A 14,642-nucleotide genomic window follows, 5' to 3' on the forward strand; every position below is an offset into this window, starting at 1 on the left:
CGTACATGTTCGTAATGTGCGGCAAGATTAACAGGTGGTAGACAGCGAAAAATCGGCCATTGGGCCTAAACTTGGTAAATCCTACAAAACGGTGTAAACCTTTACATTCATAGGGTATTTAGCCCATTTACTACACAAAAAGTTACGAGAACTCAGCCCCTGAGGGCCTTCCAGTACAATTTCAGTTCTCGCCAGAAAGGCTGCAAATCCCCGCCACGATTGACCTCGTAGCGAGTTCCCGGCTGAAGAATTTTCAGAAACTGTAGTGTCTCGGATATTTTTTGCCGGGATGAATTTTGTCCACGGAGGACGAGATACAGACGGTCAAAGTCACCCATCAGCCAGCGAAGCCGATTGCCGGTGCGATATTTTTCCGGCCCGCGAGTTTTTCTGCCCATGGTGGCTTCATGCAGCAGGAAAGGAAAATCCACGCCAGAGTCGATCGCGAGCTGTAGTGATCCCCAGAAGCGCGTATTCACTTCCATTATGTAAGGCGTGCCGTCAGCCGCCACTTTATATTCCACCATCGCCACGCCATGCCAGTTGACGGCATCGAGGATGCGTTTGCTCTGTGCCAGCAGGGCAGGATCGGTAGCCACGCTTTCAGAGAGCACGGACACGCCGCCACTGGGTGGACGCTCACGAACACGGCGATGGGTGAAATGAGCGATGCACTCGCCATGGTCATATAGAAGAAAGACACCGGCGCCGTGACCCTCTATGCACTGTTGCACCATGAACGGATGTTGCTGCAGCGCGGGTTCGTTTTTCAGAATTGCCGTTGCTGCCTCGGCATCAGCGGCGTGACGCACCGCCGCGTTGACCCACTGACCGTCAATCTGGATGCGCGACAGGGCAGGTTTGATGATCGCCGGATACGCAAATTTCCTGACATCATCGATTGCCGCTGCAGCACTGAAATACTGTACACTCTGCGGCGCCGCGACGCCCAGACCGTTACAAAGCGCTACCAATTCAGCCTTGTTGGCAAGCTGCTTGATGGTTGAAAATGGCGCAAGCGGAAGTCTTGTGTCGGCGAGTTCGTCGCGCCTGGCGAGCAAGGTATATAGCGAGATCTCGGTCACCGGATATAGAACATCGATCGAGTGCTTTTTTATAAGCGCATTGATTGACGCGAGAAAGGCGTCCGGATTGGATGGCGAGGCGTAGACTTCGCTTTCCGCGCTATATCGTGATGCACCGGCCAATGTCTCGGCAACGGTATCGGCAGTAATCACGCGGATGCCCCGGCTACCGAGAGAGCGGGTAACAGCCAGTGCGCTGCGCTGCTGTGCGTCGAGAACGAGAACGGTTTCCACTACATTTTCCTTATTGAGTGCGTTGAGACGTACCGGATTCTAACTGCTATGCGCCAGAATACGACAGCAAACAGATTTAAATCGAAAGTCGCGGTCGCTCAGGGCGACGATGAGCAAGGTAGTGTCGAGTCACTGGCGAACCTGAGCCCGAAGACGATCTGGCAGTCGGTGCGACGTGAGCATCTGGCGTTCTGGGCGATTTGTGGGTGGTTGTTTTTTGAATATGTTAAGCCGCAGGCGATATATGGATGGCTTGATTTCATGCCTTGGTCCATGACCTGTATCCTCGCTGCTTTTGTCTTGTCGTTTGCCAAGGGCGATAAAGCGCCAAATTACAATGGGCTTACAGCTATTCATGCTGGGCTAGTTGCTTTCTTTCTGGTGGTTTTGCTGTCAAGCATTTTTGCTTACAATAGTGCATATAGCTTCAGCAAAGCTACGGTTATGGGGCAATGGTTCATAGTTTATTATCTCGTTCTCAAAATAGTTAATACTGAGCGTCGTTTTTTCATCTTCTTTTTACTTTATCTTCTTTGCAATTTTAAAATGTCCCAGCACGGCTTCGTCTCGTGGGTCTCCCGTGGCTTTTCGTTCGCGGATTTCGGGGTTTCTGGATCTCCTGGGTGGTTTATGAATTCAGGTGAGTTTGCGATGCAAATGTGTGTTTTTCTTCCGCTGAGTATTGCGTTTATTCAGGCCTTTAAGAATAGATGGTCGAAGTTGCTTTATTATTTCATGCTTTTATTTCCTATTAGTGCATTTAGTTCTATCCTTGCAAGCAGTTCACGAGGAGCGATTCTTGGACTGATTGCCATAGGGCTGTCCATTCTTTTTCAAAGAAAGAAAATATTTAAAAGGCTGGCGGTAGTGGTGGTAGCTTTCGGAATAGCTTTTGCGTTTACTCCGCCGGAATTCAAGGAGCGATTTACCACTGCAGGGGAAGATGACACGTCAACTCTGCGTCTTCATTACTGGGGGATAGCTACTGATATCGGTAATTCCAATCCAGTGCTTGGAATTGGTTATTACAATTGGATTCCTTACTTCAAAGCCTATCATTTCGATCCCTCTATAAAGTATAAGCCAGAGGAAGTCCACAGCACCTATTTTCAGGCTCTTGCTGAGCTAGGCTACAGTGGTCTGTTACTATTATTTTTGTTTGCATTTTTTACGTGGAGAATTAATCGTTATTCTGTTAAATTAACAGCCCCCTTTATAGATGATGAAGTGATAAATTTTTATAACTTAACAGCTAAAGCGTTAAACTACGGGCTCCTCAGCTTGATGGTGACATCGACCTTTATCTCCGCTTTATACTACCCATTTTTCTGGATTCAGGCCTTGTTGTCGGCCTTGGTGTGTATCTTTGCTACTGTGCGATCCCGACAGCTTTCAAGCTCGGGGACGATCGCAGCCCCTTCAAAATTCCTAACGGCTGGCTCACCTCTTCCAGTGAAATCCTTGACTTCTCGCCATGTGCCATCTCGAAGATGACTTCAGAAGGTGGTTTGTCACATTCCGTCGGCATAGTAAGGATCGATCAACTAACTGACACCATTGAGGAGCTTCGCCTCACGGTGACCTATTGGCGGCAACAGAAGGCTCCCCCACTATTTCTGTCAGGTCGTGAGTGGGAACATAGCTGTCGAGCTGGTTTTCATGATCAGAATTATTGTCTTCTCATAATTGTCGTTGCTCATACCCAAGACTATCTATTAGCTGCCCGTGAGCTTCTTGAAGAAGAAAATATCCCATTCGTGAGTGCGCTACTTGTTCCACATCCTGACGAAATCCCATGGGTTCGGCAGATTTACTCCCTGTTGCCTGCGTTAGAGGCGGCAGCCGAAAGAGGAGTATTTGATCTTAATCTAAAACACGGCGCGGGCTCAGTGCGATATATGCTGCACTCGCCAGCGGCAAGGTCCAGCGCGATCAAGGAGTTACTGCGGCGCTGTTCTGTGGTGCCAAAAGAACAGCTGGCTTTTCATTTCGAGGCGATCGCTCAGGGATGTGAACTAGCTTTGGGAGCAGAAGTGGCAGAATCCTTCCGGACGTATGCCCACTCTGACATAAGCGTTTCTCTAGACGCTGATGAATTACATTTAGTTCAAAACCCGTATTCAGTTGCCTCTACCTCTGTTCTAAGTAAAGGGCAGGATGATTTTCACGAAACGTCATTTGGCAAGCTAATTCCAGCATCATGGCTGAGTTGCTACTTTGAGCGCTGGGGGTTGCTCGGGCCACCGCAGCCCGTAGAGGGACTATTAGATCTTAATCTTTCTGAGCACAAAGCCGTATTCGTTCTTCACAGTGTTCAGCAGCGGTTGGTGAGCCTCCCTCGCGTCAGCAACGGGATCATACCGTCTCTATCATTGCCGAAAAGTAAAGAGCATGTTGAAGGCCTGAAGTTACGTCTCTTGCGAGTTAATTCTAGGGCCGCGGACGGGAAGCGAGTTCCTGGTACGCTCAATATTTTTGACCGGTGGGGTGGGAAGCGCGCCCTGTTGACGCTGTTGAATTCTAATTTCCAATCCTTGGTTGGTCTTTACAACCGCTATAAGGTCGTGCGATTCGAAGAGGTAACACGGGTCGTCTTCTTCTGTAAAGGCAATATCAATCGAAGTGCGTACGCCGTAGCGCGACTAAAATCGCTCGGCTTCAAGAACACCATTTCATTCGGGGTATCCGCGCGGCCTGGCGACGCTGCTAGCGTTGAAGCCCTGGAGCGAGCGGCACGAGAGGGCATGTCGCTGCTGGATCATGTTGCCACTTCTCTCAATGACTTTGAAGTTTGCTCAGGAGACTTGCTTGTTGGCTTTGAGGCGCAGCAGGTACGTCAAGTACAGGCGGTATTTAGTCATGATAGCGGAGCTGTTCAGTATACCTTAGCCGGCCTCTGGAGCGACACTTCGTTGGCATTCATTCAGGATCCGATAGTTCGATCACCTGAGTACTTTGAGCTTTGCTTCAATCGTATTTCGCAAGCGGTAGAAGGACTTCAGAAAAAGCTCTTGTCCTGTAGACCCAATATGGAAGCCGCGACCCGATGAAAACACCTGTAGTGTCGGTTGTTCATGTGGTATCCGGTGATCTATGGGGCGGAGCTGAAAATCTAGTATACCAGCTGGTCAAGCAGCAGATGCTGCGCCCTAACATGCGGGTGAGCGTTGTCATTCTTAACCGCGGTCAGCTTCACCAGGAGCTTGCCAAGCTTGGGGTTCCGCTTTTGCTTCTTGAAGAGGCAAATAACACGTTTTTCTCTCTTCTAGTCGCCAGTTATCGCTTCGTTAGAGAGTGGAAAGAGCAAGGAATCCAAGATCATTTCGTTATTCACGGTCATCGTAAAAAAGAAAACTTGATTGCTGCTTTCCTCGCCCTCCGTTTGCGCGCGAAGGCGGTTCGTACCCTACACGGAGGAAATGAGCATTCTGGCCCAAAGGCAATTAAGGCTAAGTTGAGCAACTGTCTTGAGTACCTCATTAATAAGCATTTCCTTCAGTGTAACGTCGCAGTTTCTAGCGAGCTCCAAACTGCCTTAATTAACGAAGGGTTTGACAACTCCCGTGTAAAAGTAATTGCCAACGGCATCGATTTCGCAAATCTTGGATTTATGGCAGAAGCTCAGGCTGAAAATTCTCAACGATTGGGGCGGCGAAGCGGCAGGCCATTTGCTGTAGGTATCGTCGGGCGATTGGTGCCAGTAAAACGTCACGACATTTTCTTAAAAATCGCGGAACATTTGGCTTCCAAGGGCGAACTCGCAGAATACTACATCGTGGGCGATGGTCCGCTCTACAGCGAACTCAAAAAAAACATAGAGGAAGCTGGCTTAGCCTCTATAGTACACCTACTAGGATTTCAGCAAAATGTCTATGGGATACTTTGGCAGTTAGATGCTGTTTTGATTTTATCCGATCACGAAGGACTGCCGCTTAACCTGTTGGAGGCAATTGGGCTAGGGGTGCCGGTGATCGGACATGCTGTGGGGGGGGTGCGTGAACTCTTGGCCGATTATCCTGCGATGCTCAGTTACCCACCACTCGAAAACAGTGCAAGTGCCGCATTGCATAGCTTGATACTTGGAGATCCTGAATATCATGCCCAGTTTGAGGTGTGTCAGCAAAACGTCAAAAGTAAATATAGCATCCAGGCGTGTGAAAAAAGCTATTATTCCTTATACATATCTATCAGTGAAACGAATTAACATTAAACACCTGAGTTGCGTGCTCCCTTATGCTTGATCAAAAGGACATTAAAGAGGTTTTCAGGACTAATAACTTTGACTTATTACGGCTGTTTGCCGCCAGTCAAGTCGCCATACTACATGCTATCTTGGTTTTGAAGGTAAGAGTTTCTGAACTCGCACATGAATTTCTATCGATTCTTTTCATGTTTCCGGGTGTTCCAATATTTTTCTTTGTTAGCGGATATCTAATCAGTAAATCTTACGAAAGTAACTCTAAGATCAATGAATACTGGTCAAATCGGATCCTCAGGCTCTATCCTGCTTTAATCTTAGCGGTCACTATTTCCTTCGTACTGATATTTGCTAGTGGCTATGCCGGAGAAACTGATGCGACCTTTTTAGATTGGGTTGCTCTTTATCTTGCTAAGGTCAGTTTTGTTCAGTTTTATAATCCTGATTTTATGCGGGCATATGGGGACGGTGTCCTAAATGGGAGTCTATGGACGATAACGGTTGAGCTGCAGTTCTATTTGCTCGTGCCTATAATCTATTCGTTGTTTAATATCAAGTCGGACAGCAGAAATATTAGACTGATATGTTTAATAATCTTATTTTTCGCACTGAATAGATTGTTTAGTATGGTGCCCTGGCAAATGCAGGGAGAGTTCCTTTATAAAATTGTTCGTGTGTCGTTCCTGCCTTGGTTTTATATGTTTCTTGTAGGGGTGTTTTTCCAGAGAAATTTTCTCTTTTTTCACAGTATCCTGGCAGGGAAATTCTGGCTTATTTTTCCGGTATATCTAGCTGTCGGTTATTTCGCGGTTCAAGAGAACGTTGACTTCGGTAACAATGTCAACCCGTTTTTCTTCTTTATGATGGTCCCGCTTATATTTTCTTTTGCCTATTCTATGCCTACATTGGCGCAAAGAATTACGCGAGGAAATGATGTGTCATACGGTATATATATCTATCATATGCCAATTATTAACTGCCTCATCTATTTCGGGTTGACTGGCACCGTGTTTTATGGATTTGTGGCGCTGGCACTAACCTTGATTATTTCGCTTTTGTCATGGTTCCTTCTAGAGCGCAATTGCCTCAAACTCAAGAATCATCCGTTCAACCCCATTAATCGAAAGCTTAAAGAAGCTCACGCTCGCTAACGAAAGGCCTACATCATGGAACGTCTTGTTACGCGATAGTGTGACCTGGTTTTGGAGCCCGCTTCGCACTCCGTTTATCATCTGCTTAATCTGGAGTAAAAATTATGCGTTTAATTTGGTCTGCTTTTTCGGTTATCACTACCGCGTTTCTAGCTGCTTCTCACGCTCAGGCTTGGACAGTCAAAATCGATTGTGAGAATTCTGCTGCCGGCAGTGTCTTACAAGGGGCTGGCGGCTTCAACGATGCTGCGAGCAAAACAGTTGTGTCTACTACAAACGTCGTTAGTGGCCGACACTCTTGTGCGTCAACAATCCGGAAGGACACGACCGGTTGGGCCGAATTCGGGGGGCGAAAAGTACTTCCCGGCAAGCTTGTCAAAGGCGATAGCGTGTGGGTCAAAATTGACCTCTTTCTTCCGAAAGACTTCGATTTCAACTCCTATAGCGCGGGAAATCGTCTTAAATTCATGCGTTTTCATACAAAGAGTGACGCCCCTGCTGAGTTCTGTAAAGGGAAGAATGAGGGCTACGTAGATTGGTTAATCTATCCTACCTATAAAATCTTCGGCGACGCCGGTTTTGGTATTATTCAAGAGTGTCAGCAAATGTGGCGTGAGTTCGGGAGCTACTCCGGCGGCGTCCATATGAAGACTGGAGAGTGGCAGACTTACGAAATGCATGTGGTCTTCGACAATATACCGTGGAGTAAGGGCGGAGAAGGGCTGATCAGGGTTTGGCGCAATGATAAGCTAATCACCGAAATAACTGACATTACAACATTGCGTACCGCTACCAGTTGGTCTGATGCTTTTTTGTTATTTACCTATTGGAATGGTAATTCTCCTAAGACCCAGACACTCTATTTTGATGACTTGATCATCACGAATGAAAAACCATCGGCGCGGGATGGTAAGGGAAACCCCAGGATTGGCCAAGGAGCAATAAGCTCTCGATCCGTGACTACTGGGCCTAGCGCACCTGAGAATCTGAGATTAGAGTAATCGCGCTTTGCTACCATTGATCACTTCTTCTGATTAGCTAACTCCGTCATCGCTTTTTAAGTGGTGACAGAAATCTACTCATAAAGTACACGAAGTACAGGAAAGTGTTGGTAAGCCTTACGGTTATAGGTGCTTTTGGAAATTTTTTATTGGCTATGAGAAAGTTGCCGATAAACAGCAAGGAACAGGATACCAACAACGGTGTCACAGACATCTTTATTGCCGTGCCTATTACTCCGGAGATTAGTAGTAGGCCTTGTAAGCACGCGATTTTAGCTACGTTCGAGCTTAGAAAGCTTTTAAAACTCTGGATGTCGCCTATCCCATGCCACATTTCTCGCTTGGCAAATTGCAGCAGCGATTTAGGGTAGCCCTCATGGTGGACTTTGAAAGCAGGGTCAAGAATCACCTCACACTGCGCTTTCTTTGCTCTGTTGCTGAAGTCTACATCTTCGCCAGTTACTAGCTCATCGTTAAAGCCATCGATTGAATGTAATACGTCTTTATTGGTTATCAAGTTTGCGCTATTTATGTAGGTGCGCGTCGAGGTGTCCATATATAGAAACCAATTCTTTTCAATGAGCCCAGGGTTCTCTGAAATCGAAACTGTCGCACCAGTTACCATTTTCGCTTGAGATAGCTGCGGTAGCGTATCGGCGAACTTGTCTCTCCACTGCTCCGTCAGCAAGACATCGGCATCGAGGAAGACTACAACATCGGTCTTAGCAGACGCCCATCCGATGTTTCTTGCCCTTGCCACTGTAACCTTATCCGGTAATCGTATGAGTTCAATATCGCCAGCTTTTGTTGCAATCTCGGCTGTTGTGTCTGTCGAAGCATTGTCAACAACGATAACCTCAAATTGAGGAATGTCGGATAGAAGATGAAAAAGACGCGTCAGCGTTTTGCCAATAAACTTTTCCTCATTGAAAGCTGGAATGACAATGCTAAAAACTGGTGGTGAAAGCGAATTCATTTTAGGTCCCGTCAGTGGTCCATCATCTACGAAAGCTAGCTTTTAGGCGGTGCGTGTGCGAAGTCAGAATCTCAGGGACGTTTTGAGTAGTTTTTGAGATCGACGATGAAATGTTCTGGCTTCGTTTGCCAAGGGGATATCGGAACCCTGGAGAGGTGAAACGGGTCGCTATCCTTTTTAACTAAGCCACCGTGACATGAAAGGCAGCAGCGAAAATTCGAAGATTTCACCAGGCCTCTCGTTTCCTCTGTGATATTATTTTCGCCGCCGTACGGATACGCAAATAAATCGACCGTGCTTTTCAGAATAGCCTCTATATCCCTCTTGGACTGGGTTATTTCAACGCTAGCGTCCGAAAGGGAAACGCTCCCTAAGTCGGCATGGGAAACTGTATGAGCGCCAATGGAAAAGCTCTCCGCGAATAGCTGCTTCAATTCCACCCAACTCATCCATTCTGGCTTCGGCGATGCCTCGTTATCCCACCACGCAGTATTGGAGTTATCGATGAAGCCTGTAGTGACAAAGAAGGTTGCCGGAAGTCCCAATTGCTTGAGTAGCGGTGCAGCATTGAGAAAATTATCTCTGTAGCCGTCATCAAACGTTATAACGAGCTTACCTTCCACAGATTTGCCAGCTTCAACCGAAGTGATGAGCTCGGGCAACGCGACTACGTCAAAATTTTGTTTGAAAAATCGGCAGAAGTTAGAAAATTTCCGCGTAGAGCATGTGAGGCCATCTCTAAGATCGTTGTTAACTCTATGAAATGCGACGATGACAGCCGTTTCTGCTTGTATTTTTCTAAGCTGTCCTCCTGCGAGAAGGCTATGACCATAGACTCCTCTGAGCGAACGCTTAAGGCTGCCCATCACCTCGAATTTCCCTGAGCCACCCGACCAGGTCATAAAAAACTGCCAGCTGAGGGAGTTGCATTCGCGATATTTAAATTCAAATTTCAAGCTTCCAGGTGGTGTTGGTGCGTACTGCCCATTGCTAGCCAATAGTAGATGCGATGGGTTCTAGGTGACCCTTGCAGTAGCGAGAAGGTATCCCGTCACGCTACGAGTTACTGGTCCAGACGACAGCCAGGCAGGCCGTACTTTTAATTTTGAAGTTCTCTTCAACGGAAGTATAGCTTCTAAAGAGAGTTTCTCCGCCTACTCGTGTGGTTGGTGCAGTCTAACGGTCGGCTTCGGAGTCCTCAAGCTTCGTCTGACAACCCCGAGTTGCTTCATGCGACCGCGGAGCTCAAATTGGCAAAGCCTTGGCACCGAGGAATAAAGGGGCAGGCACTGTCGGAACTTGCCAGATAGGCTGGCTTACTGCGAGCTGGAAGTTGCCACATAGGTCTCGGGACGTTTCGTTGTACAGAACATAATTCTTCCTAAGCCGATGGCGCTAAACGAAAGCAACGTCCATGGGACATGCAGCTAATGATTAGCGAAGACAGCACCGTAGGTGCGGCCTTCGCTAATCTTAAAAACGCGAGTTGACTAGAGGGCGGTTCTTCCTTTCTGTCTAAGCGCCAAACCTACCAGCCCCAATCCAAGCAGGGGAAGTGTCGAGCCCAACGGCACCTCCTGTGCTGTGCTGTCGAAGAAGGTGATGGTGGATGTTGCAACAAGGCGCTCAAAAGTATCTCCACCACCACATTCGTCGGATGGAAAACTACAGCCCGGTGTCGTAAAGCCTACTGCGCTCACCGAATACCAGAATTCGTACGGAGCACCCAGCTCAATCGCCGAAAAATATTCGTCGATTTTATCGAATCTGACAAAATTTCCGTCCTCGTCTGTAATTCGAGTCAACAGAATAGCCTCCAGAGCGCTCGCGGCAAACATATCTCCTGTGCTCCCGACCCTTAACTCCGGCCCCTCCAGAAAAGACGTCAGGTCTACTTGGTACTCATTCGGCGCTAATGTTACCTCCCCAGCGAAGTCGAAACCGTTAGCGTAGCTAGCCGAGATATCGAACATAGCTGAATCTTGGACGGTGATCGTTGCTGCAGAAGCATGGATCGAGCAAACAGTAGTAATAGCAGCTGTAAGTATTCGAAATCTTTTCATAGTTAATCTCCTGAAAGGGTTGAACGTTTGCAGAGAGGCGTTGCGCAAGACTCGGCAAGAATGCTAATGAGGCTTCCTCTTTCACACTGGCCGAGTACGCATGCCCGAACGGTCCAGATCTCCATTTAGGGGTCTCTCAAACTAGTCAATAGATGATCTACGGCATCCTTTTAGCGTGGATCAGGTGTTCCAGAATGAAGCAGCCAGCGTATATTGAAAATAGGTATATGAATCATAAACAGTTTATCGTATACGCCTTAGCAGAGTAAGCGTTCAGTCTGCCACGTCATTCCCGCCAACTGTTTGAGCGCCTAACCTCCAGTCTTTTCCAGGAGGTACACAATGTCCAGAGGCGCCCACCGAAGTCCCGCGCAGTGGCGTAGTATTCTGCAAGAGCACGACGCCAGCTCACTGAGCACCAGTGAGTTCTGCAAACGTCACAAAGTCTCGAGCCAATCACTCTACCGCTGGCGGAAGCTGCTCGAGGCTGAGTCGGTCCCGGCTCAGCCCATGTTTGCACCGATCCAGCCGGCTATGGAGCCACTGCCAGCGGATCAGTCAACTGATGGACACTGCCACTTGCGCATCAATCTCGGTCGCTGGCTCAGTTTCGAGCTGGCGGTGCCGCTCACGTGATCAGCAGTCGACCGCAGCTCTGGCTCTGCCTGCAGCCCGCCGACATGCGCCGCCAGTTCGACGGTCTAGCGGCCATGGTCAAACAGCAGATGGGCATGAACCCGCTGTCCGGTCATGGCTTTGTCTTCGTCAACAAGCGCCAGACCATGATGAAGGTGCTGTACTTCGATCCCGGCGGCTACTGCCTGTGGAGCAAGCGGCTCGAGCAGGGTCAGTTTGCTGTCCGCAGCATCGCTGGACAGGTCGCAGTCGAGCTCAGCCAGACGGGGTTCCAGGCCATTCTGGATGGGCTTGAGATGACCATCACAAAGCGCCGGAAACGCTAGCAGAAACAACCGATCGCGGCCTGAGCCGTGGTATAATCCACGCCAGTTTCAACACTGGAATCAGTCTCTTGTCTGCAGCCAAATCACCTTCACAGCTTGCCGCCCTGCGCGAACAGAACGCGCTGCAGGCCGAGCTGATCAAGACGCTGCAGGCCAGTAATGCCCAGCTGCAGGCCAGCTACGATCAGATCCGCCAGCAGCTCGACTGGTTCAACCGCCAGCTCTTCGGCGAGAAGTCCGAAAAGCGATTGAACGTCGATCCGGCGGTTCAGCCGAGTCTCTTCGAAGGCCTCGTCACTGACACGCCAGCCCCCATGTTGCCACCCAAGGTCATTGCAGAGCACACCAGAAAGCAGAAGCTTCGTAATGGCTGCGTGACCGATACCGGCCTGCGCTTCGACGACAGTGTCCCGGTCATCGACATCATCACCAAAATACCTGAACTCACCGGCCCTAACGCCCATGAGTACGAGATCATCCGCTACGAGGACAGCTGCAAGCTGGCCCAGCGCCCTGGGGCGTATACCATCGTGCGAACACGCCGCCCGGTCGTCAAACACAAGCCGACACAGACCCTGAAGACAGCGCCAGCACCGGATGCGATCCTTGATCGCAGCATTGCCGACGTCAGCTTCCTGGCTGGACTCCTGATCGACAAGTTCCGCTACCACCTGCCGCTGTATCGTCAGCATCAGCGCCTGGCTGACTCTGGTATCACGCTGGCACGCAGTACCCTGACCAGCCTGTCTTCCAGAGCGATCAAGCTGCTCACACCGATTGCTGAAGCGCAGTTCAGACACGTGCTGCAGAGTAAGGTACTGGCGATCGACGAGACACCAGTCAAGGCCGGGCGGAAAACCAAAGGCAAACTGAACACAGGCTACTTCTGGCCGCTCTATGGCGACGCCGACGAAGTCTCGTTCCGCTATTGTTCATCACGCTCCGGCAAGCATCTGACGCAGTTGCTCGATGGCTTCAGCGGCACCTTGCTGACCGACGGCTATGAGGCCTACGAGCGCTATGCCAATGCCAAGGACGACATCACGCACAGCCAGTGCTGGGCGCATACGCGCCGCTACTTTGAAAAAGCACAGGCCTACGAGCCAGCACGTGCCGCTGAAGCGTTGCAAATCATCGGCGCACTCTACGAGAACGAGCGAGTCATCCGCGACAAGGCACTGACTGGCGCTTCGAAACAGGCCTATCGAATCGAACACAGCAAGCCGGTGGTCGACACCTTCTGGCAGTGGTGCGATTACGAACTGCAAAACCCGGAGCTTGCACCACCGCTGGGCAAAGCACTGCAGTACGCCCTGAACAGGAGGGGCTCGCTAGAGATCTTCCTGGGCGAGCCCGACGTGGCGGTCGACACTAATTGTAATCCCCCCAGATTTTAACGGGACTTTTGAGTAGAGCGTTTTATGATGAGAACATCAGGAGCGATCTATGAAGAAATCACGTTTTACCGACAGCCAGATCATGGCGATTTTGAAGCAACACGAGAACGGCGTATCAGTCGCTGAGCTGGCTCGAGAGCACGGCTGTAGCACAGCCATGATCTACCAGTGGCGCAGCAAGTTCGGCGGCATGGACGCCTCACTGATGAAGCGCATGAAGGAGCTCGAGGCGGAGAATGCTCGGCTCAAGAAGATGTATGCCGAGGAGCGCATCAAGGCCGAGATCCGTAAGGAAGCCCTCGAGGGAAAGTTGTAAGGCCATCTCAGCGACGAGAGATGGCCAGAGCGGCCGTGGAGAAACACGGTCTGTCGATTCGCCTGTCTTGTGAATGCCTGAGCATCAGCGAGACCTGCTACCGCTATAGGAGTCGGCTGTCCGGTGAAAATGCTCAGATCGAAGAGTGGTTGCTGCGGCTGACTGATACGCACCGCCGCTGGGGCTTTGGCCTGTGCTATTTCTACTTGCGTAACGTCAAAGGCTATCGATGGAATCACAAGCGCGTGTACCGTATTTACCGGGAGTTAGAGCTGAATCTGCGCATAAAACCCAGACGTCGTCTCAAGCGAGAGAAGCCTGATGCGCTGAGCGTCCCAACTGCGCCGAACCAGGTCTGGTCGATCGACTTCATGAGCGACACGCTGATTGATGGCCGAAAGCTGCGAACGCTGAACGTGATTGACGACTACAACCGCGAGGGTTTGGCAGTGGATGTGGACCTGTCGATGCCGAGTGCTCGCGTCATACGGTCGCTGGAGCAGATCATCGAGTGGCGCGGCAAGCCCGCTGCGATTCGGTGTGATAATGGGCCCGAACTGCTGTCGGGGCCGCTGGTGGCCTGGGCGAACAAGCAGCAAATCACGATGCTTTACATACAGCCGGGTAAGCCAACACAGAACGCTTACGTCGAGCGCTTCAACAGGACGGCTCGACACGAATGGCTGGACTTGAATCTCTTCGAGTCGGTTGAGCAGGCCCAACTACTGGCTACGCAATGGCTCTGGATTTACAACAACGAACGACCAAACACAGCTATTGGCGGCGTGCCGCCGCGCTGGCTGTTGAAGGCAGCTTAGGCTCTATGAAAAAGCCCGGTTAAAAATGGGGGGATTACATAATCATCTGGAGCGGGCACTGCGCACGTTCCCCATGGGCAAGAAAAACTGGTTGTTCTGCTGGAGCGAAGACGGTGCTGCGGACACCGCAGCGATCCAGAGCCTAATCGTGACCTGCCGCCTGCACGATATCGATCTCTACACCTATCTGGTGGATGTCCTTCAGTGTGTCAGCGAGCATCCGAATACGGATGTGATTGCTCTGACACCGAGGCTGTGGAAGCATACGTTTGGTAAGAATCCAGCGCGCTCTGTCGTGGATATTATGGTGTCAACTACGTCGTAGTCTGAGCGGTTACTTAGCAGACGCTGCGCCCACTTGACCTGTGTTCTGTCGGCGCCAGTGAAGTTTAGTAGTCTGTTTGCAGCATCTAACGAAATTAGTGTCGGCATGTCGGGGAA

At 50.0% G+C, this 14,642-nt stretch carries 13 protein-coding genes and 1 pseudogene; 10 read left to right on the forward strand and 4 right to left on the reverse strand.

Translation table 11 applies throughout. From position 1 onward, the window contains the following. Positions 1–152 precede the first annotated feature (152 nt). Positions 153–1,319, reverse strand: coding sequence for an ATP-grasp domain-containing protein (locus ACH3PB_RS04600; RefSeq protein WP_416398264.1), 1,167 nt, complete (start codon positions 1,317–1,319; stop codon positions 153–155). A 48-nt stretch (positions 1,320–1,367) separates the two neighbouring features. Here ACH3PB_RS04600 and ACH3PB_RS04605 point away from each other — a divergent pair, with 48 nt between their 5' ends. From ACH3PB_RS04605 to ACH3PB_RS04625, 5 genes are all read left to right on the forward strand, one after another. Beyond that, the gene (locus ACH3PB_RS04605) at positions 1,368–2,813 is read left to right on the forward strand and encodes an O-antigen ligase family protein (protein ID WP_416398265.1); all 1,446 of its coding nucleotides are present in this window, start codon (positions 1,368–1,370) and stop codon (positions 2,811–2,813) included. Then, the gene (locus ACH3PB_RS04610; RefSeq protein ID WP_416398266.1) at positions 2,810–4,369 is read left to right on the forward strand and encodes a low molecular weight phosphatase family protein; all 1,560 of its coding nucleotides are present in this window, start codon (positions 2,810–2,812) and stop codon (positions 4,367–4,369) included. Before ACH3PB_RS04605 ends, ACH3PB_RS04610 begins: the two co-directional genes overlap by 4 nt. Further along, on the forward strand, positions 4,366–5,523 hold the full coding sequence (locus tag ACH3PB_RS04615) for a glycosyltransferase (RefSeq protein WP_416398267.1): 1,158 nt from the start codon (positions 4,366–4,368) through the stop codon (positions 5,521–5,523). Before ACH3PB_RS04610 ends, ACH3PB_RS04615 begins: the two co-directional genes overlap by 4 nt. A 29-nt stretch (positions 5,524–5,552) precedes the next feature. Continuing rightward, positions 5,553–6,668: an acyltransferase family protein gene (locus ACH3PB_RS04620; RefSeq protein WP_416398268.1), complete on the forward strand. Its 1,116-nt coding sequence runs from the start codon at positions 5,553–5,555 to the stop codon at positions 6,666–6,668. Positions 6,669–6,772: 104 nt separating this feature from the next. Beyond that, positions 6,773–7,669 carry a heparin lyase I family protein gene (locus ACH3PB_RS04625; RefSeq protein ID WP_416398269.1) on the forward strand — a complete coding sequence of 299 codons (897 nt, stop codon included), beginning with the start codon at positions 6,773–6,775 and terminating at the stop codon, positions 7,667–7,669. 46 nt (positions 7,670–7,715) lie between these two features. Here ACH3PB_RS04625 and ACH3PB_RS04630 read toward each other — a convergent pair whose 3' ends face one another. The 3 genes from ACH3PB_RS04630 to ACH3PB_RS04640 all read right to left on the reverse strand — a co-directional run bounded on the left by ACH3PB_RS04630 (position 7,716) and on the right by ACH3PB_RS04640 (position 10,708). Then, positions 7,716–8,645: a glycosyltransferase gene (locus ACH3PB_RS04630; RefSeq protein WP_416398270.1), complete on the reverse strand. Its 930-nt coding sequence runs from the start codon at positions 8,643–8,645 to the stop codon at positions 7,716–7,718. A 71-nt stretch (positions 8,646–8,716) separates the two neighbouring features. Then, positions 8,717–9,601, reverse strand: coding sequence for a polysaccharide deacetylase family protein (locus ACH3PB_RS04635; RefSeq protein ID WP_416398271.1), 885 nt, complete (start codon positions 9,599–9,601; stop codon positions 8,717–8,719). Positions 9,602–10,135: 534 nt separating this feature from the next. Beyond that, positions 10,136–10,708, reverse strand: a complete 573-nt coding sequence (locus ACH3PB_RS04640) for a hypothetical protein (RefSeq protein ID WP_416398272.1) — start codon at positions 10,706–10,708, stop codon at positions 10,136–10,138. A gap of 342 nt (positions 10,709–11,050) precedes the next feature. Here ACH3PB_RS04640 and tnpA point away from each other — a divergent pair, with 342 nt between their 5' ends. The 5 genes and pseudogenes from tnpA to ACH3PB_RS04665 all read left to right on the forward strand — a co-directional run. Beyond that, entirely contained in the window at positions 11,051–11,344 is a 294-nt protein-coding gene (gene tnpA / locus ACH3PB_RS04645) for an IS66 family insertion sequence element accessory protein TnpA (RefSeq protein WP_416398273.1), read from the forward strand. Next, the gene (gene tnpB, locus ACH3PB_RS04650) at positions 11,341–11,670 is read left to right on the forward strand and encodes an IS66 family insertion sequence element accessory protein TnpB (protein ID WP_416398274.1); all 330 of its coding nucleotides are present in this window, start codon (positions 11,341–11,343) and stop codon (positions 11,668–11,670) included. Before tnpA ends, tnpB begins: the two co-directional genes overlap by 4 nt. Positions 11,671–11,738: 68 nt before the next feature. Next, positions 11,739–13,067, forward strand: a complete 1,329-nt coding sequence (gene tnpC / locus ACH3PB_RS04655; protein ID WP_416398275.1) for an IS66 family transposase — start codon at positions 11,739–11,741, stop codon at positions 13,065–13,067. 49 nt (positions 13,068–13,116) lie between these two features. Beyond that, positions 13,117–14,201, forward strand: a protein-coding gene (locus ACH3PB_RS04660) for an IS3 family transposase (RefSeq protein WP_416398276.1) whose coding sequence is annotated in 2 segments (ribosomal slippage) — positions 13,117–13,378 and positions 13,378–14,201 — 1,086 coding nt in all. Because the reading frame shifts where the segments join, the coding sequence is not laid out codon by codon here. Positions 14,202–14,241: 40 nt separating this feature from the next. After that, positions 14,242–14,526 (forward strand): annotated as a pseudogene (locus ACH3PB_RS04665) (transposase domain-containing protein); the annotation flags it as partial. Positions 14,527–14,642 lie beyond the last annotated feature (116 nt).

The organism is Allohahella sp. A8 (assembly GCF_047946665.1).
GTDB lineage: Bacteria > Pseudomonadota > Gammaproteobacteria > Pseudomonadales > Oleiphilaceae > Allohahella.